Genomic DNA, 19,324 nt, shown 5'->3' on the forward strand with positions numbered 1-19,324 from the left:
ATGAGTAAAACGGCGGAATCTGTTTGGGCAAATTGTCTCGATATAATTAAGGACATTGTTGAATGGCAGCATTTTAAAACCTGGTTTGAGCCAATTGTACCCTTGCAGTTAAAAGACAACGTTTTGCTGATACAAGTACCCAGTAATTTTTTCTACGAATACCTGGAAGAACATTATGTGTCGCTACTTGCAAAAACCCTGAAACGCCAGCTGGGTCGCGATGCGCGGCTCGAATATCGCATCATGATAGATAGCGGCAATACGACCGATAAAGGATACATGAAAGTTCCATCGGGCGAAGAAAAAACGCATGCCAACACCTTGGTTTTACCTATGAAAATCAATGATACAAACGGGCTGAATCCATTCATTGTACCGGGTATAAAACGAATGCAGATTGACCCGCAACTCAATTCCGAGGATACTTTTGAAAAATTCGTAGAAGGAGATTGTAACCGCGTGGCAAGGCGTGCAGGAAAGACCGTTGCCGAAAAACCGGGCAACAATTCCTTCAATCCATTGTTCATTTATGGCGGTTCCGGGTTGGGGAAAACGCACCTGCTTCATGCAATAGGCAATGAAGTAAAAAAGTTGCATCCGAACAAAGTAGTCCTGTATGTGAGTAGTGAAAAATTTATCAATCAGTTCCAGCATCATAGCCGTAATAATCAAATAAATGATTTTATTAATTTCTATCAGTTGATAGACGTGTTGCTGATTGATGATGTTCAATTTTTCAATCGTGCAGAAAAAAGCCAGGACGCATTTTTTGCCATCTTCAACCATTTGCAGCAAAGTGGAAAGCAATTGGTATTAACATCGGATAAGGCTCCAAAAGATTTGGACGGCTTGCAGGAAAGGTTACTAAGCCGTTTCCGTTGGGGATTGAGCGCAGATGTTCAGGTGCCGGATTATGAAACACGTATCGAAATATTTGAACAAAAGATGCGCGAAGAAGGACTGGAAATGCCGAAAGAAGTGGTAAAGTATGTGGCATATAATCTTACAAGCAATGTGCGTGAACTGCGCGGAGCGTTGATTTCTTTGTTGGCACAGTCTTCTCTCAATAAAAGAGACATAGATATTGATTTAGCAAAAAAGGTTTTGCGCAATATTATTAAAACCAACAATAAAGAAGTTACCATTGATGCCATCCAAAAAATGGTGTGTGAATATTTCGATGTTCCTTACAATCGCCTTTTAGAGAAAACGCGTAAACGAGAAGTGGTACAGGCAAGGCAAATTACCATGTATCTTTCTAAAACATTTACCAAGAACTCCTTAAAAACCATTGGCGAGCATTTTGGCGGGCGCGACCATACTACCGTTATTCATAGTTGCCAAACCGTGAAAGACTTAATGGATACCGATAGCGTTTTTAAAGAAAATGTAATGGAACTTACACAAAAAGTTCAGCTTGCTTCGATGTAAAATAATTACCAATAAAATTTGGAATTTCTTTCTGATAAATATACTTTTGCGCTCCTGTTTAACAGCAGGTGTTTTCGGCAAAAACGGTGAGGTGGATGAGTGGCTGAAATCAGTAGTTTGCTAAACTGCCGTACGGGTTAAACTGTACCAAGGGTTCGAATCCCTTCCTCACCGCTCCATTGCGGCTCGTCGCAAAGCAACCCGCGCCAAACTCAATAGTGGCGCGGTTTTTTTTCTACTCTAATTCAATCCAATTTTGGTCATCTGACTGGTGGGCAGGTCAAGTCAATAATTTTGTCCAACTAATTGCATCAGAATATTTATTAAATCGGCATTACAGAAGATAGGACTCGGAAAAGAATTCAAAAATTATTTACCTTAGAATCTGTCTGTTTAAAATCGTTCTTTAATTTTGTATTACCGGTGTTACTGCTATAATTCGTAAAGATTTTTTCATTGTGCTTGTTTTTATTATAGGGGCTAATATTTGTTTGAACTAATTAACAGTCTTGCAGAACAGAACTTCAAATTCAAAAAAATGTTACTACAAAATCAATATTCAATCATTCAAACAGACTCTCGGAAAATAATTTTATAATGTATCAATACGAATCTAATTATAAAAAGTTAGGGTACCAGCTGGTAACACCTGCAAACGTTGATGAGATAAACATTCCGTCTTTTCGCCCATACATTAAGGTGTTGCTGGTGCCGAAGGGTTACAGCTTAACGGTAGATTTTAATGTATATGAAACTGTAAAGCCTGCACTGTTTTTTATTAATGCCAATCAGTTGTTGAATATTTTAAAAGCAGATGGCGGTACGGCACACATGCTCTACTATAACCGGGATTTTTATTGCGTGCAGATTCATGATGCGGAAGTCGCTTGCGATGGTTTGCTGTTTAATAATATCTTCCAGATTCCGAAAACGGAATTATCGACTTCCGAAAACGGAATCGTAAAAAGAATATTTGATAATATTATAGAAGAGCTTGCGTTAGGAGACATACACTCAGAAGAGATGATTCGTATTCGCCTTAAAGAAATGATTATACACGCAACACGCCTTTGGAAAAAACAAAATCTTTCAATAGGGAAGGAACATACTATAAACGCCGATACCGAAATGGTTAGAAATTTCGGGCGTTTGGTCGAAATACATTTCAGGGAAAAACATACGGTAGCTGATTATGCAGACTTAATGGGTATGGCGCCAAAAACGCTGACAAACAAATTCAATAAATTGAAGTTGGACAATCCAAACGAATTTATCAAGAATCGTATTCTGCTGGAAGCAAAGCGGCTGCTGGCTTATACAGAGCTTAGCGTAAAAGAAATTGCTTACGAATTGGGATATGACGACCCGGCTTATTTCAACCGGTTATTTGCACAAAAAACAAAGATTGCGCCGGCAGGCTTTCGTAAAGGTTTTGTATAAATAATATTTTAGCATAATTATATTTAATATTTCATTGTAGGGAAAAATATCCAATAAATATTGCCATTTTGCTATTTTATGAGCCTTGATACGTCAGTAGATTTGCATTATCAAATTAATCAAAAACAAAAAATAAAGATTATGAAACGCAAAGCTACCGCCGTTTGGAACGGCAATATTAAAGAAGGAAACGGTCATCTTACCACACAGAGTACCGTTTTAAACAAAACGCAATATTCATTTAACAGCCGTTTTGCAGAGGGAATCGGTACCAATCCTGAAGAGCTGCTGGCTGCAGCGCACGCGGGTTGTTTTACTATGAAGCTGAGTCTCGACCTTACACAGGCGGGTTATACACCTGAATCATTGGAAACGGAATCCGTTATTACATTGGACAACGGGAAAATTACAAAGTCGGAATTGTACTTAAAGGCAAAAGTGCCAGGTATTCCGGAGGAAGCATTCAGGCAAATTGCAGCGGGCGCAGAAAAAAACTGTCCCGTAAGCAATGCTTTCAATTTTGAAATTGCTTTGGAGGCAATTTTGGTTGCTTAAAAGTTCAATTATCATAATTCTCCTTTGCCACTTGGTCTGGCAGGTGTTTAACAACAAAAAATAAACAGATGAAATGCCCATAAGTATTTTACATACCCAAAGCGATGATTATTTAGAGGCATTCCATGTGGCAATTAAAAAAAATAAAAAATAAACACATGAAACAATATATTTTAAAATCAGTGTTTTTATCAGGTATTTCATTTTTAATCTTAAACTCTTCTATTATGGCACAGACGACCATTCCTGCAGAACAGGATATGAACATTTCAAAAGACATCAGGGCTTTCCTGAAAGTATTGAACAACAGCGGCGGAGAACCGCTGGAAACATTGTCTCCCAAAGACGCGCGTCAGGTACTTATCGACGCACAAAAATCCGTTACTTACGACTATTCCGATATTGAAGAATCGGAAAAAACAATTACCGAAGACGGATTGACTGTAAAAATCCACATTGTAAAACCTAAAGGCGCTAAAGATGGGTTGCCGGTATTTATGTTTTTTCACGGCGGCGGCTGGATATTGGGAGATTACCCAACGCATAAAAGACTGGTGCGAGATTTAGTAGTAAATAGCGGTGCGGTTGCAGTTTTTCCCGACTATACGCCTTCTCCGGAAGCTCACTTCCCTGTAGCAATCAATCAGGCGTATGCAGCTACCAAATGGGTATCTGAACACGGAGATGAAATTGCTGTGAATGGCTCTAAGTTAGCAGTTGCGGGTAATAGCGTTGGTGGAAACATGGCAGCTGTTGTCGCCTTGATGGCAAAGGACAAAAAAGGACCGAAATTGTTGCAGCAGATTCTCTTATGGCCCGTAACTGACGCGGATTTCAGCCGTGAATCCTATGACAAATATGCGCAGGGAAGATTCCTTACAACGCCATTAATGAAATGGATGTGGGATAATTATCTGCCGGATGCAGCAGCACGTAAAAACAAATACGCTTCTCCTTACCAGGCAAGTTTAGAAGAGCTGAAAGGATTACCGCCCGCATTGGTGCAAGTAGCAGAAAACGATATTCTTCATGATGAAGGAGTTGCCTATGCCAGGAAGCTGGATGAAGCAGGCGTTCCTACTACTATTACAGAATACAAAGGATTTATCCATGATTATGGTATGCTCAATCCGTTATCGCATATTCCTGCAATACAAGAATCAATTAAACAGGCGGCAATAGTACTGCATAATGCTTTGTTTACAAAGTGATAAATATTCTTGAACGCATAAAAGCCCTTCAAAATCTATAGTTGAGGGGCTTTTTATAATTTGGATATATTGTTTTTAATGGATTGCCTTTTGGGAGTAAGTGTTCCGGAAAGAGTTTGGTGTTGTTATCCTTCCTGCTTCAATCTCTGTTCTCTCGTCAGTACTTTATAAACGATTAGAATGCTCAACAGCATAAAAACTGCACCAATCAAAAAATGTATTCCCGGGAAATGAAATGGCGCTTTGTCCGAAGTAAAATAAGCAAACGCATCATTCATAATCAAAGGACCAATGATGGTCGTTAGGCTCATCAAGGCAGTAAGCGCACCTTGTAGTTCGCCTTGCTGATTTGAAGCAACATGACCTGCAATAACCGATTGTAAAGATGGTCCGCAAATGCCGCCGAGACAATATGGAATTAAAATCACGAATAACATCCATCCCTGCGTAGCAAATGCAAATAAAACAAGCCCAAACACATAGAGGGAAAGCCCCAGATAAATGCTGTTTTTATCGCCTAATTTCGGATTGATAACTCTTGTAAGTCCGGCTTGCACGCCGCCAATCAGTACACCTACGAATGTCAGTGAAAGACCTACCATTTTCTCTGTCCAGTGAAAGCGGTAAATAGTAAAGAAGTTCCAGGTGCTTTGGATGGCTTGCACACCTAAGTATATCATAAAGTAGCCGAATGCAAGTCCGCCGATTTCCTGATGCCGGGTAAGAAACTTTAGCGCACCGAAAGGGTTTGCTTTTTTCCGGTCAAATGCGCGCCTGTTTTCTTTGTTTAGAGATTCCGGTAAGAAAAAATATCCGTACAAGCAGTTCAGCAAGCACAATGCAGACGCTGCATAAAAGGGTGCACGCAAGCCCCAGGCAGCTAAAAATCCGCCGAGCGCAGGACCCAACACAAAACCGAGACCAAATGCCGCACCTATCATACCGAAGTTTTTGGCTCTTGTTTCCGGTGTGCTGATGTCGGCAATATATGCAGCGGCTGTGGTAAAGCTCGCTCCTGTAAAACCGGATATAATGCGCCCGATAAACAACCACGCATAGCTTGGCGCTAATGCCATAATAATATAATCTACGCTGAAGCCGAACAAGGATAACAATAGCACAGGTCTGCGACCATACCGGTCGCTGAGATTGCCGATTAGCGGTGCAAACAAAAATTGTGTAATAGCAAATGCTGCCAAAAGATAGCCGCCGTATGCGCTGGCTTGGTTTACGGGAATTTTTTTCAGATAGGCAATCAAATCGGCTAATACGGGAATAATGAGTCCGAAACCCATCGCGTCAATCAATAAGGTAACAAAGATAAAACCTATGGCAGCGTTCTTAGATGTGCGCATGATGTGTTCATTTGATACAGACAAAACTGACCATTTATTTTGTAAGAATGAAATATTTATCGAATGTTTTTAATTATTTCATCTTACGAATATTTAATACAGGCTATTTCATTTGATGTATTAATAAAGCGTTTGCCGGAATAATCTTCGGCTATAAATCCTGTCCGGCTTTTCTCGATTGCCGGTCTTAGCACTGTGAATATCGGAAACAACTCTATTCGCTTTTATTTCCCTTTACCGAACATACAGCCTATCTTTGCAAAATCATAAATCATAAATCGCAAATCTGAATGGGGTTTACAGTTGCAATAGTTGGTCGTCCGAATGTGGGAAAGAGTACATTTTTCAATCGTTTGCTCGAAGAGCGCAAAGCGATTGTGGACAATATCAGCGGCGTTACGCGCGACAGGCAGTATGGAGAAACCGACTGGAACGGCAAACATTTTAATGTGATTGACACAGGTGGTTTTGTGCAAGGTTCAGAAGATATTTTTGAAATAGAAATTGCCAAGCAGGTAAAAATAGCCATTGAAGAAGCCGATGCCGTCATTTTTATGACCGATGCTGCCGCGGGTTTAACCGATGCCGACGAAACTGTTGCCAATATTTTGCGCCGTTCTACCAAGCCGGTATTTTTGGCTGTGAACAAAGTGGATAACAATGCACGCTTACTTGATGCAAGCGAGTTTTATATTCTTGGTTTTGAAAATGTATTTTTTATCAGCAGTATCAGCGGAAGCGGAAGCGGAGAATTACTCGATGCTGTTACGGCTTTGATAGATGAAAAAGACGGCGAAGAAGCACCGAAAGACGAGCTGCCGCGCATCGCGATTATCGGGCAGCCGAATGTGGGAAAATCTTCGTTGCTCAATGCGCTTACGGGGCAGGAGCGTACCATTGTGAGCAACATTGCAGGCACTACGCGCGACACTATTCATACGCGTTACAAATTATTTCAGAAAGATTTTATTCTGATTGATACAGCAGGCATCCGTAAGAAAAATAAAGAAAAAGACGACCTTGAATTTTACTCTGTAATCCGCGCTATTAAAGCGATGGACGAAGCAGATACCTGTTTGCTTTTGCTGGATGCTGAAAAAGGAATTACGGCGCAGGATATCAGTATTTTCGCGCTTGCTGCACGCAAAGGAAAAGGCATTGTTTTGTTGGTAAACAAATGGGATTTGATTGAAGGAAAAGAAACCAACACTGCGCGCGATTATGAAAATGAATTGAAAAAACGCATTGCTCCGTTTGTGGATGTGCCGATTATTTTTATTTCTGCAAAGGAAAAAACACGCATTCATAAAGCGATTGAAATTGCTTTGGAAGTGTGCGAAAGTAAGAAGCAGCGCATACCTACAAGCAAGCTCAACGATGTAATGTTGAAAGCCGTCGAAGCGTATCATGCGCCTGTGGTGCGTGGACATTCCATCAAAATAAAATATGTGATGCAGTTGCCTACGCACGTACCGTCATTCGCATTCTTTGCCAATTTTCCCGACGATATTAAAACACCGTATAAAAATTATCTGGAAAACCAGTTGCGTGCCAACTTTAATTTCAAAGGCGTGCCTGTAAGAATCTTCTTCAGGAAGAAATAAAAATAATCAATAGAAAAATTTTCCTGCGGACTAATTGAAATTAGCGGAGCCAAATGGCAATTCCCGTCGTTGATTTTTCTAATCTAATAGCTTTTTCGACAAACTTTACTATTGCTTATTGTGCAAAATCATATAACGCCCTGTACTGAAAATTCCTTCGGTTAAACTATGATAGTAATTCCTTGCAGAGTCGGATAAATGCACGGGATTGTTATTGTCAATACGCCAAACCTGTTCGGGTACTTGCCCGTCCACGCCTATGGAATAAAACACAGAATCCTTTACAATACCGATGAAATTCATCATAGGATTATAGATAAATGCAGCAGCTTTGGTAGAATCGTTTTTAAGTTCATTGCTAAACAAATCGCGACCGAGCGTTGTGTTGGTATAATTGATTTTTGCCAAGCCTGCAACCGTAGGAAAAATATCTATTTGCGAGGCAAAAGTGCTTGTTTGTCGCGGCTTCAAAAACGCCGGTGCGTAGAAAAATAAAGGTACGTGCATGAATACCAGGTCGCCATCCGTCCACGCTTTGGAATAATAACGCGATGCGTCGCCTTTTGTTCCATGGTCGCCCACAAATACAAAAATGGTGTTTTTGAAGTAAGGTTCTTTCTTCGCCGACTCGATAAAATTTCTGAAACAATAATCGGTATATCGAAAAGCATTGAACTCGGCAAGGCTTGTATAACCGTTTTGCAACAGCTCTTTTTGAGATACATTTACCAGGTGGAAATTATCTTTATCAGCATCAGGAATGGTGTAAGGACGATGATTGTCTGAAGTCTGAATAATAGAAACGAAAGGTTTGTTTTCTTTCCTAAAAACTTCGTTTGCTTTTTCAAACACCACTTTATCGCTTACACCCCACACATTGATTTTGGGACCGTCATAATCCGGTTGCTCATACGTTTTTAAACCGGGAATATTATTTTCTAAAACTCCGCGGATATTTGCCCAGCTAAGACTTCCGCCTAAGAAATAATATTTGTCGTAGCCTTTAAAATCGTCAAATATCAAATGTTGGTTTACCGCATTCGGGTTACGGCTTGTTGTATTTTTCGGGTCGGTGTCTGGTTCGCCCGTGAGCAAAGCCCATACGCCGCGTGCCGTTCCGTAAGACGGAGAAAAAGCTCTTGTAAACAAAACACCTTGCTTGGTAAGACTGTCAAAATACGGCGTGGGATTCAGCTTGTTGCCACTCATAGAACTTTTTAAGTAGCTGAATGACTCACAAAGCACAATTACAATGTTGGGTTTCGTGCTTAATGTGCTATCCGGCGTTACGGTTCTTGTATAGTTTAGTTTGGTAGTATCAATATTTTTAATACCTAAGAAATCGGTTATTGCAGGTGTATAATATTGCTTTACTTGCTGCAAATCGTAATAGGTGCTTTTGGTATATTTTAATGAGCTGAAAAAAGACTGAAACGGATTGAGCGCCATGTTGGACGCATAATCGCTGCCTAAAGTAAACGCATCGCTCCAGCGTAAAGGAAACTGTCCTGCACGACCAAAAATTCCCAATGCCAGCAAGAGAAAGAATACAGCGGAAGAAACAATGCGCGAAGGTTTATTTGTGCTTATCGGCTTGTTTTTAATACGTCTGTATGTTGCCCTTACAATCCAGTTGAGTGCGACGATTCCGAAAATCAAACCCAGCAATACCCAAATTACGTGGTAGGTTTCCCACACCATTGCAAGTGCATCTTTGGTATCTTTGGCATAGTCCGTTACATTGGCATTTAGCCTGGTATCGAGATATGCGTAATTGGCAAAATCGGCAATATAGAATATGAGCAGCCAAATGATAAGAACTGTCCACAGGATAAAAGCAAGTATTTTTCCTTTTTTCGTTTCAAAAGGATTTAGCGGTTTAATCAATGACAGAATGAAAAACAGCAGGCACGCGGATGCAACCATTCTGCAATCGTAACGAAAGCCGAGCCACAAGATACTTCCGAGATGTATTTCGTCAGAGTCCGGTTTTGGGAAAACGCTTACTTGAACTATGCGCGTAAGTGTCATTAATATCAAAAAAATAACGCCCAAAATAAGCAGCCATTTGATAGAACGCGGTATATTTATTCGCTTCATAATAATGATGGTAATTAATCGTCAAAATTAAATAATCTTTAATTCTGTATTAAATTTATGTTTCTTCGTGCAATAGAAAATTTTGATAAAAATTTATTTCTCAAAATCAACACGCAATGGACAAACGGTTTTCTTGATGCCGTACTGCCTTGGTGGCGCAACCAGAATACATGGATTCCGCTGTATGTATTTCTTTTTGTTTTTATGATTCTAAACGCTAAAAACAAAACGTGGCTGTGGCTGTTGTTTGCAATTATTACTATTACGCTCAGCGACCAGCTTAACAGCCATTTTTTAAAATATCTGTTTGACAGGCTTCGCCCTTGCAACGACCCTGTGATGCGTTATCTGGAAATATTGCGGATTGGTTCGCGCCCGCAAAGCCCAAGTTTTCCTTCTTCGCACGCAGTAAACCATTTTGCAATGGGTGTTTATTTTTTTATCACAATGAAAAAATATGTCGGACGTTGGGGATGGTTGTTTATTTTTTGGGCGGCAAGTGTGAGCTACGCACAGGTGTATGTAGGTGTACATTATCCGGTAGATATTTTTGTGGGGGCGATTGTAGGGACTTGTGTAGGACTGTTTACTTCGTTTATCTATATGAAATACTTTGAAGATAAAAACCTGCATTTCAAAAATAAACCTGCATAATTGGGAAACCCGTTTTATCAAGAGAAAATCGGAGTGAGTAAGATTGTTTAAAGCACGTCCTGAAAATTGTTGCTATTCCCTACTTTTGTTCCCTCAATGCAGACAGGAATAGACAAATATTTATCGCAACGTTTGGAAGAAAGAGCGCTTGCAGGAAATAAAAGGCAATTGTTTCTTGTGGAAAAAGGCATTGATTTTTTCTCCAATGATTATCTCGGCATCGCCACAAGAAATCTGAAAAACTTCACTGAAACGCAAACTGTCTCAGGTTCTACAGGCTCTCGCTTGTTGTCCGGTAATTCAAAAGATGCGATGGATTTGGAAAAATTTCTCGCAGATTTTCATCAAACAGAAAGCGCTTTGTTGTTTAATTCAGGCTATGATGCGAATCTTGGTTTGATTGCTTCCGTTGCCAATCGTCATACGACTATTTTGTACGACGAGCTTTCTCACGCAAGTATTATCGACGGTATTCGGTTGAGTTTTTGTAAGCAAAGTTTTCGCTTTAAACACAATGACAGCAAGGATTTGGAAGAAAAATTAATAAAATATTCCAAAGAAAATTTACCTGTCATTGTTATTATAGAATCGGTTTATTCAATGGAAGGCGACATTAATCCTTTGGAAAAAATTGCTGCGCTTTGCGAAAAATACAATGCGGCTTTAATTGTGGATGAAGCGCACGCGACGGGCGTTTTCGGCGATAAAGGCGAAGGCATTGTGCAACAATTTGGTTTGCAAAAAAATGTTTTTGCGCGCGTGCATACTTTCGGAAAAGCGCTGGGTTGCCATGGTGCGGTTGTCGTTGGCAGTAAAACATTGACGGATTATTTAACCAATTTTGCGCGCTCATTTATTTACACAACTGCATTACCGCCGCACGCGATTGAAGCGATTAAAAACAGTTATCAATTCATACAAAATCATTCCGAAGAAAGGGGAAAATTACATTTCAACATTCAGTATTTTAATCAGCAAAAAAAAAATATCCGGAATTTTTATTGGAAAAAAAGTTCATCATCCATTCAAAGCCTCATCGTCGGAAACAATGAATTGGCGAGGCTTTTAGCCAATCATTGTAAAGAAAAAAGAATCAATATATCTTCTATTTTAAGTCCGACTGTGGCGAAAGGAGAGGAGTGCATTCGTATTTGCCTGCACAGTTTTAATACGAAAGAGGAAATTGATTTGTTGTTGAGAGAAATAAGTTTGATAATAATAAACCACATAGATTAAAAACTATGTTTCTATGTAGTTAAATAAAAAATTATGTCTAAAAAAATAGCGATACTTGGCATTCATACCGATGCAGGAAAAACAGTTACTTCCGCAATCATGACCGAAGCGTTGAAAGCCGATTACTGGAAACCAGTGCAGGCGGGCGATTTGGAAAATAGCGACAGTATAAAAATCAAGCGATGGATTTCCAATGAGCAATCTGTCATTCACGATGAAGCGATAAAATTGTTAATGCCGGCATCGCCGCACACGGCAGCCGCGCATGAAAACAGGAAGTATAATTTCAAAGAATTTCAAATTCCGCAAACAGAAAATTTATTATTAATAGAAACCGCAGGCGGCATTTATTCCCCGATGGATGATGAAAATACCATGCTCGATTTTGTGGAATATTTTGGTTGGGAAACTGTGTTGGTTTGCAGAAATTATTTGGGCAGCATCAATCATACTTTACTCTCTTTGGAAGCGCTGAAACACAGAAATATCAAGGTTTTGGCATTAATCGTCAATGGAAAAAGAAATGAAAGTTCGGAATCCTTTATTAAAAATTATTCGGGAGTTGAACACATTATTTATGTGAATGAATTGAATGAAATTAATCAGGAAACTATTAAAAAAGAAGCTGAAGAATTTGTGAAGCAATGGAATGAATTATGAATGAGATTTCTCCCTTCGGTCGAATTGAAAATCGGCGAAGCCAAATGACGGTGCATACGCATTCATCAACTAATTCGTGTAATTCGATAAAATCCGTGTAATAAAATATGAATCAAAAAACTTTAACGCAACGCGACAAAAACATCATCTGGCATCCGTACACGCAAATGAAACGTTGGTCGGAAGCGATTGGTATTGTGAAAGCCAAAGATGCAATTTTATATGCCGAAGACGGCAAGCAATATATCGATGCCGGTTCGTCGTGGTGGGTAACGCTGCACGGACATTCAAATACGCATATTGCGAAGCGGATTTCCGAGCAACTGACCACGATGGAACACTGTATTTTCGCAGGTTTCACGCATGAGCCTGCGGTGGAATTAGCGGAAAGATTATTGCCTATTTTGCCCGGCGATATGGCTCGGATTTTTTATTCCGATAATGGTTCGACTGCGGTTGAAGTTGCTTTGAAAATGGCGCATCAATATCATCAGAATAAAAATGAAAAACAGAAAACAAAAATCGTTGCGATTGAAGGCGCGTATCACGGCGATACATTCGGCGCAATGTCGGTAAGCGCGAGAAGTTTGTTTACGGAACAGTTTAATGCCATGTTATTTGATGTTTCGTTTATTCCGTTTCCTTCAAAAGCTAATGAAGGCAAGGCTTTGGGCGAATTGGAAAATATTTTGAAACAAGGAAATGTTTCTTCCTTCATCGTAGAACCATTGGTGCAAGGCTCCGGCGGCATGAGAATGTATTCGCCTGAAACATTGGAAAAATTATTCTTGCTATGCAAAAAATATGATTGCCTTGTGATTGCCGATGAAGTGATGACAGGCTTTGGAAGAACAGGGACTTTGTTTGCCTGTAATCAATTGAAAGATGCAAAGCCCGATATTGTTTGCCTCTCGAAAGGCTTGACGGGCGGCACTTTGCCGATGGGCATCACGGCTTGCACGGCAGAAATTTTCGATGCATTTTTAAGTGATGATGCGCACAAAACTTTGTATCACGGACATTCGTTTACGGCAAATCCAATTGGCTGCGCGGCTGCCTTGGCAAGCCTTGAATTGCTTTTGTCGGATGATTGTCAAAAGAATATTCAGCGCATTGTTGCAAAACATTGCGAAGCAAAACAACAATTATCTTCGCACCCGAAAGCGAAAGATGTGCGGCAAACAGGAACAATTCTCGCGGTGGAAATTGATACGGGCGAAACGGATTATTTGAATAACAAGCGCGATTTTATTTATCAATATTTTTTAAATAAAGGTTTGTTGATGCGTCCGTTGGGAAATATTATTTATCTGTTGCCGCCGTATTGCATCAGCGATGAACAGTTGGATTACGCATATCAAAGCATGGAAGAATTGCTTGAAATATTCAACACTCAATAAACAATATTCAATTAACAGACAACGAAAAACCGATAACAGAAAACAATTAGAAATGAATTTATTTGAAACTACTTTAGAAAAAATTGTTGAGAACGATGCACTTCATGCAAAATTGCTGAACACTTTATCATTAATGGAAAATGTAGGAGCAAGAAAAATATCGAAATATGAACATCCTGTTCATGTGAGCCTGACAGTGCTGAAACACGCGGCAGAAGAGGCTCGCCACGCTTTTTACTTGAAAAAGCAAATCGGGAAATTGGATGAAAATCTTTGTCCCGATTATAGCGCTGAATATTTGCTTGCGCCGATTCAAAGCCATCAATATTTGCATCAGTTGGATGCGAAAGTTTGTCGTTATTTATATGGTCGCGGATTAACGGGACGCGCAATGCAGGATGCAGCGTACATTTTGGTAACGTATGCCATTGAAGTACGCGCCGATGATTTGTATGATATTTACCAACGGGTATTAACCAAACACAATTCCAAAGTGAATGTAAAATCAATCATTCTGGAAGAAGCGGGTCATTTGGAAGAAATGACTCGAATGCTGAATGAGTTTGATGCGAATTGGAAACCGATTGCCGATGATGTTTGTAAGATTGAAGATGAATTGCATCAGCAATGGATTAAAGGGTTGGTGGAAGAAGTAGCTTAATATTTTTTCAAACGGTTTGCTTTTCAAGTCGTTTATATTTTTTTGTTTTTCAATTTTAATCATTCAATTAATCCATATATTAAAATTCTCCGAGCCTTTTCCGTATTTTTACTTTTATGGAAAATGTTGCCATTATTGTTATGTTGTTATTCGGCATTGCCTTTTTGGGCGTGCTGAGTCATAAATATAAATTTCCGTTTCCAATTGTTTTGGTATTGTGCGGTATTGTTATCAGCCTGATTCCCGATTTACCTGTGATTACGCTTGCGCCGGATGTGGTGTTTGTGGTGTTTCTGCCGCCATTATTGTATTTCGCGGCTTGGCGTACAAGCTGGCACGATTTCCGTGCAGCTATCAAGCCCATCACTTACGCTGCGGTGGGATTGGTTTTATTTACCACAATTATTGTTGCAGTTGTAGCGCATTGGCTTATTCCGAATATGAGTTGGGCTTTGGCGTTTTTATTAGGTGCAATTGTGGCACCGCCCGATGCGATTGCTGCGACTGCCGTTACCAAAAATCTTGGACTTAGCCGGGGATTACTTACATTGATTGAAGGCGAAAGCCTCGTAAATGATGCAAGCGCGCTGATTGCTTATCGTTATGCCTGGGCTGCGGTTATTGCCGGAAATTTCATTTGGTGGCAGGCGGGATTAAATTTTTTGTTGGTGGCAGGTGTAGGTATTGTCATCGGTTTGGCGATTGGTTTTGTGATGAAATTTATCCATCAAAAATTTATTACCGACCCGGTAATTGAAGTGTCGCTTACTTTTCTCACACCCTATGCTTCCTATTTATTGGCGGAACATTTTCATGTGTCCGGCGTATTGGCGGTGGTGGCGACCGGCTTGTTTTTATCGTTCAATTCGGGGCAGGTGCTTACACATCAAAGCCGCTTGATGGCAGATTCCATGTGGGATATCGTGATGTTTATTTTAAACGGATTGATTTTTGTACTGATTGGCTTACAATTGCGCAGCGTAATGGACGGCATTAAGGATTATCCTGCCCGTGAATTGATTTTATACGGATTGGGGATTAGTTTGATTGTAATCATCGTGCGTTTTGTATGGATTATTCCGCCGATGATTAAAAATTCTTTAATGGGCAGAAAAGGCAACGGACTGAACACAACGAAGAAAGAGAATACGCAAAATCTTATCATATTCGGCTGGGCGGGAATGCGCGGCGTAGTGTCGATGGCGGCGGCAATGGCATTGCCAATGATAGTATCGGAGCAGGAAGCCTTTCATCAGCGAAGCCTGATTATTTACCTCACGTTTTGTGTGATTCTGACAACATTGGTTTTGCTTGGATTAACCTTGCCCGGATTAATTCGGTTGCTCAAAGTAGAACCATATTCAATCGTAATGGAAGAATACGATGTGCGTACAAAAGTAGTAAGCGAGGCTATCAATTATATCGAAGAAAATTTATCGCTGATGCCGGATGAATTGTTGCACAATATTAAAAGCAAATACGAAGTAAAATATAATCGTTTGCAAAAGACAGAACTACCGGCAAACTATTTCGGGAAAGGCAAGACACTTGCAACGGCGGTATTTAATCAATATTCGCAGTTGCAAATAGAATTGCTGAATATTGAAAGAAATAAAGTTCAGCAAATGCACAGAACAGGCGAGGCAAGCGACGAAATATTGCGCAAAATTGAACGAGAACTGGATTTGGAAGAAATGCGCCTGAGAATGGAAATGTATTCATAATGAATAAGCATACATATTATTTTTTGTCTTAAAAGAATGTCGGAAAAAAGAAATGATAAAAAGTTAGTTTTATAGGAATTAACTGTAATTTTCCACCCATAACCTTTGTATAAAATTCATGCGCCAGCCTATTTTTCTTTTTATTTGTTTTATGTTCTTTGCAGGAGTTTCTTTTGCACAGGAAACCGACGTTGTGCTTTCTCCATACAACAAATGGAATGAAGCAGCATATTATCGTGACAACAGTTTACAGCATACTGCATTTCATTATCATTTGTATATAGATACAAGCGTACAGCGTAGTGAGGGAAGTGTTTGGAAACGAAAAATATTCAATGAGCATTTACTCACTTTTGGGCAGGATGAGTTTCATTTATTTGTAGATTTTCTGCCCGATTTCCAAATTGGAACAAGCAGTGGAAGAAAAGGTTCTAACAGGTTTTGGAACAACACGCGCGGATTCAGAATCTCGGGAAACGTAGGAAAGAAAATTTATTTTGAATCGGAAGACTATGAAATACAGGAATCTTTGCCGGGCTATGTAGATAGCTCTGCGCGTAAATTGACGGTTGTGCCGCGCCTTGGTAATCATCATAAGATAACCGATAATGGCGTATATGACCTTAACTATGCTTCGGCGCGCCTGGTGTATATGCCAACGAATGCTGTACAGTTTGAATTGGGCTATGGTAAAAATTTTATCGGCGACGGGTATCGTTCCATGCTGCTTTCCGATTGGTCGTTTAATTATCCATACCTGCGTGCTACGCTGCAAACCAAAGCTATTGAGTATTCAGTAATGTGGAGCCAATATGTAAATCCCGGTAATGCCATTAGTACAAATGATATAAGTTATCCAAGAAAATGGGGACAAACTTTTTATATTGACTGGCATTTTGCAAAACACGGAAATGTTGGTCTGATGGAATCCATTGTTTGGCCCGACCAGACGGCTGACGGAGAAAAAGATATTGCAGCTACTATGTTTAGCCCCGTCATTTTTTTACACGGTACGCATTCGCCATCGGGAATAGAAAATTATACTTTGACGGGCTTGAATGCGAAGTATGAAATTTTGCCTCAGACATTTCTTTACGGGCAACTTGCCTACAGTAATTTTCTGCGCAGTAACTGGAAGCAGAAATATGCATTCCAGTTAGGTTTGAGAAGCGCCGATATATTTCAAGTGAAAGGATTAAGTTTCATTGGCGAATTTGACAGGGCAAAACCATATATGTATGCAGGCAATGCTGAAGGAATTGATTATTCGCATTACAATCAGACATTGGCAGACCCTTTCGGAAATAATTTTAAGGAAGCCGTAGCGGTGGTAAATTACCGGATAAAAAAATGGACATTCAGAGGCGAAGCCTTGTATTCATCTTATTTCCGGAATTCTGCAATAACGCCGGCGTATCTGAATGCCGGGGGCAGCATATTTGGAGCATTGCCGGGTACACCGGGAATAAAAACAAAACTGCATTATGGCGATTTGCGTGCGGGTTACCTGCTCAATCCAAAAATAAATTTACGAATTGAAGGTGGCATTACGGTTAGAAAATCGTCTGACGTAAATGGTAGTTTTAAAGATAATATTTTCGTACTTGGATTAAGAAGTTCGTTCCGCGACCTGATTGAAGATTTTTAAATGCAACACATGAAGAAGATTTTAGTATTTATATCATTTTTTGGTATTTCAGTCGGGGCAACGGCACAATTAGTGCCATTGCAACAGCAGGTGCAGAATAATCTTAACGGTTTGATTCTTCAATCCGGCTCATCTGTTTTTACCGGCTTCCGGTCGATGAATTGGCAGGAATGGAATGCAAGCGGTGTATTACAAAAATCAAAATTATCGGACAGTATTTTTGGAATGTCTCTAAGTCCTGTTGGCACAAAACGGTTATTAAATTCTAACTGGCTGCAATGGTCGGGCAAAAACTATGCTGTTACCGCCAACCCAATTCTCGAAGGAACAATCGGCAAAAGCAACGATAAAGATGGTTCTTTGTTCAACGGTGGCATAGGTGCGAATATTCAAGGCGTTTTTTTTGATAACAAATTATCTTTCGGATTTGAAGGCTACCGGGCAGTAAATGAATTTCCGCAATACATAGACGAATATATCGCACAGAATGATAACGCAGTTCCGGGAGAGAAAAGAGTACATGCTGACAGCAAAGGGCGTTATAATTACACGCATATTGATGGTTATCTGTCATACATGCCGAGCGAACATATTTCTATTACCACAGGCTATGGAAAATTATTTGTTGGCGACGGTTATCGCAGCCTGCTATGGTCGGATAATGCGGACAGTTATCCGTATTTACGATTGAAAGCTGCTTATTGGAGGCTTACCTACAATGTAGTTTACAGCCGTCTTAATAATCCTGACCAATTGTCAAATGGAGCCGACCAAGGCAAATACAGCGTGTTTCATTATCTTGGAGCAAATGTAGGCAAGCATTTGCAGCTTGGATTTTTTGAAAACCTGATCTGGCTTGCAAAAGATTCAAATTATCACAGAGGATTTGACGTGCAGTATCTTAATCCGCTTCCGGTGTTATGGCCGCTGAATTTTTCGCTCGGTTCGGGTGATAATGAATTTATGGGCTTTACCGGAAAATATAACTTGAAAAGCGGATATATTTATGGTCAGTTTGGCTTTGACGACCTAAATCTTGGACAAACATTTAAGCATAAAAAGCAACATATCAACAACAAATATTTTTTCCAGATTGGTACATGGCAGCACAATATTTTCCATGTGGAAGGGCTGGATTGGAGACTGGAATGGAACGGTGTGAGACCATATACTTATGGGCATCGAGACCCGGTTGGACAAAATTATACCACCAATCATCAACCGATTGCTGACCCGTTTGGAGCAAATTTCCACGAATTTGTTTCTATATTCAACTATACTAAAGGAAGATGGTATGGTGTACTGCAAGATATGTTTACACTTCGAGGCGAAAATCCCGGGCTGACATACAACAATGGCGAAGACCTTTGGGGCGGAGAAGCGGGTGTACCGACACTCGGCAGCCAGACATTGCAGGGCGTTGTACACAGATATTTTATCAATCAGTTAAGTCTCGGCTATTTGATTAATCCGCGCAACAGACTTTCTATTGAAGGAAATGTGGGTTACTTTGTACACAGTGCGAAAGACTTTTCTAAAAATTCCGAATTTAACTTTTCAATCGGGATAAAGACAAATCTTTTCAACCATTATTATGATGTGGCAAAAACGCACCAGGTAATGTTCAATTATGCAAATTAGAAAT

At 40.0% G+C, this 19,324-nt stretch carries 15 protein-coding genes and 1 tRNA gene; 14 read left to right on the forward strand and 2 right to left on the reverse strand.

Annotated elements, in window-relative coordinates; genetic code table 11:
* From dnaA to A9P82_RS00025, 5 genes are all read left to right on the forward strand, one after another.
* On the forward strand, positions 1 to 1,431 hold the full coding sequence (gene dnaA / locus A9P82_RS00005) for a chromosomal replication initiator protein DnaA (RefSeq protein ID WP_066202625.1): 1,431 nt from the start codon (positions 1 to 3) through the stop codon (positions 1,429 to 1,431).
* Between the two features lie 85 nt (positions 1,432 to 1,516).
* Positions 1,517 to 1,605, forward strand: a tRNA-Ser gene (locus tag A9P82_RS00010).
* A 423-nt stretch (positions 1,606 to 2,028) separates the two neighbouring features.
* Entirely contained in the window at positions 2,029 to 2,871 is an 843-nt protein-coding gene (locus tag A9P82_RS00015; protein WP_066202628.1) for a helix-turn-helix domain-containing protein, read from the forward strand.
* A 141-nt stretch (positions 2,872 to 3,012) separates the two neighbouring features.
* Positions 3,013 to 3,426, forward strand: coding sequence for an OsmC family protein (locus tag A9P82_RS00020; protein ID WP_066209403.1), 414 nt, complete (start codon positions 3,013 to 3,015; stop codon positions 3,424 to 3,426).
* A 158-nt stretch (positions 3,427 to 3,584) separates the two neighbouring features.
* Positions 3,585 to 4,637 (forward strand): alpha/beta hydrolase, encoded by a 1,053-nt coding sequence (locus A9P82_RS00025; RefSeq protein WP_082915381.1) that lies wholly within the window; start codon positions 3,585 to 3,587, stop codon positions 4,635 to 4,637.
* A 125-nt stretch (positions 4,638 to 4,762) separates the two neighbouring features.
* Here A9P82_RS00025 and A9P82_RS00030 read toward each other — a convergent pair whose 3' ends face one another.
* Entirely contained in the window at positions 4,763 to 6,016 is a 1,254-nt protein-coding gene (locus tag A9P82_RS00030; protein WP_231891176.1) for a TCR/Tet family MFS transporter, read from the reverse strand.
* 266 nt (positions 6,017 to 6,282) lie between these two features.
* Here A9P82_RS00030 and der point away from each other — a divergent pair, with 266 nt between their 5' ends.
* On the forward strand, positions 6,283 to 7,596 hold the full coding sequence (gene der / locus A9P82_RS00035; protein WP_066202634.1) for a ribosome biogenesis GTPase Der: 1,314 nt from the start codon (positions 6,283 to 6,285) through the stop codon (positions 7,594 to 7,596).
* Between the two features lie 108 nt (positions 7,597 to 7,704).
* Here the strand turns inward: der and A9P82_RS00040 are convergent, their stop codons facing one another.
* Positions 7,705 to 9,696 (reverse strand): LTA synthase family protein, encoded by a 1,992-nt coding sequence (locus A9P82_RS00040; RefSeq protein WP_066202637.1) that lies wholly within the window; start codon positions 9,694 to 9,696, stop codon positions 7,705 to 7,707.
* 57 nt (positions 9,697 to 9,753) lie between these two features.
* Between A9P82_RS00040 and A9P82_RS00045 the strand changes: the two genes are divergently transcribed.
* The 8 genes from A9P82_RS00045 to A9P82_RS00080 all read left to right on the forward strand — a co-directional run bounded on the left by A9P82_RS00045 (position 9,754) and on the right by A9P82_RS00080 (position 19,320).
* Entirely contained in the window at positions 9,754 to 10,350 is a 597-nt protein-coding gene (locus tag A9P82_RS00045) for a phosphatase PAP2 family protein (protein WP_066202641.1), read from the forward strand.
* 96 nt (positions 10,351 to 10,446) lie between these two features.
* On the forward strand, positions 10,447 to 11,586 hold the full coding sequence (locus A9P82_RS00050; RefSeq protein WP_066202644.1) for an aminotransferase class I/II-fold pyridoxal phosphate-dependent enzyme: 1,140 nt from the start codon (positions 10,447 to 10,449) through the stop codon (positions 11,584 to 11,586).
* Between the two features lie 33 nt (positions 11,587 to 11,619).
* Positions 11,620 to 12,246 carry a dethiobiotin synthase gene (bioD, locus tag A9P82_RS00055; RefSeq protein ID WP_066202647.1) on the forward strand — a complete coding sequence of 209 codons (627 nt, stop codon included), beginning with the start codon at positions 11,620 to 11,622 and terminating at the stop codon, positions 12,244 to 12,246.
* Between the two features lie 107 nt (positions 12,247 to 12,353).
* Positions 12,354 to 13,646 carry an adenosylmethionine--8-amino-7-oxononanoate transaminase gene (gene bioA / locus A9P82_RS00060; protein ID WP_066202650.1) on the forward strand — a complete coding sequence of 431 codons (1,293 nt, stop codon included), beginning with the start codon at positions 12,354 to 12,356 and terminating at the stop codon, positions 13,644 to 13,646.
* A gap of 52 nt (positions 13,647 to 13,698) precedes the next feature.
* Positions 13,699 to 14,307, forward strand: a complete 609-nt coding sequence (locus tag A9P82_RS00065) for a hypothetical protein (RefSeq protein WP_066209407.1) — start codon at positions 13,699 to 13,701, stop codon at positions 14,305 to 14,307.
* A 116-nt stretch (positions 14,308 to 14,423) separates the two neighbouring features.
* The gene (locus A9P82_RS00070; RefSeq protein WP_066202653.1) at positions 14,424 to 16,031 is read left to right on the forward strand and encodes a Na+/H+ antiporter; all 1,608 of its coding nucleotides are present in this window, start codon (positions 14,424 to 14,426) and stop codon (positions 16,029 to 16,031) included.
* Positions 16,032 to 16,182: 151 nt separating this feature from the next.
* Positions 16,183 to 17,679, forward strand: coding sequence for a hypothetical protein (locus A9P82_RS00075; protein WP_156522564.1), 1,497 nt, complete (start codon positions 16,183 to 16,185; stop codon positions 17,677 to 17,679).
* A gap of 9 nt (positions 17,680 to 17,688) precedes the next feature.
* Positions 17,689 to 19,320 carry a hypothetical protein gene (locus tag A9P82_RS00080; protein ID WP_156522565.1) on the forward strand — a complete coding sequence of 544 codons (1,632 nt, stop codon included), beginning with the start codon at positions 17,689 to 17,691 and terminating at the stop codon, positions 19,318 to 19,320.
* Positions 19,321 to 19,324: the final 4 nt, after the last annotated feature.

Origin of the sequence: Arachidicoccus sp. BS20 (assembly GCF_001659705.1) — a bacterium.
In the GTDB taxonomy this organism is placed as follows: domain Bacteria; phylum Bacteroidota; class Bacteroidia; order Chitinophagales; family Chitinophagaceae; genus Arachidicoccus.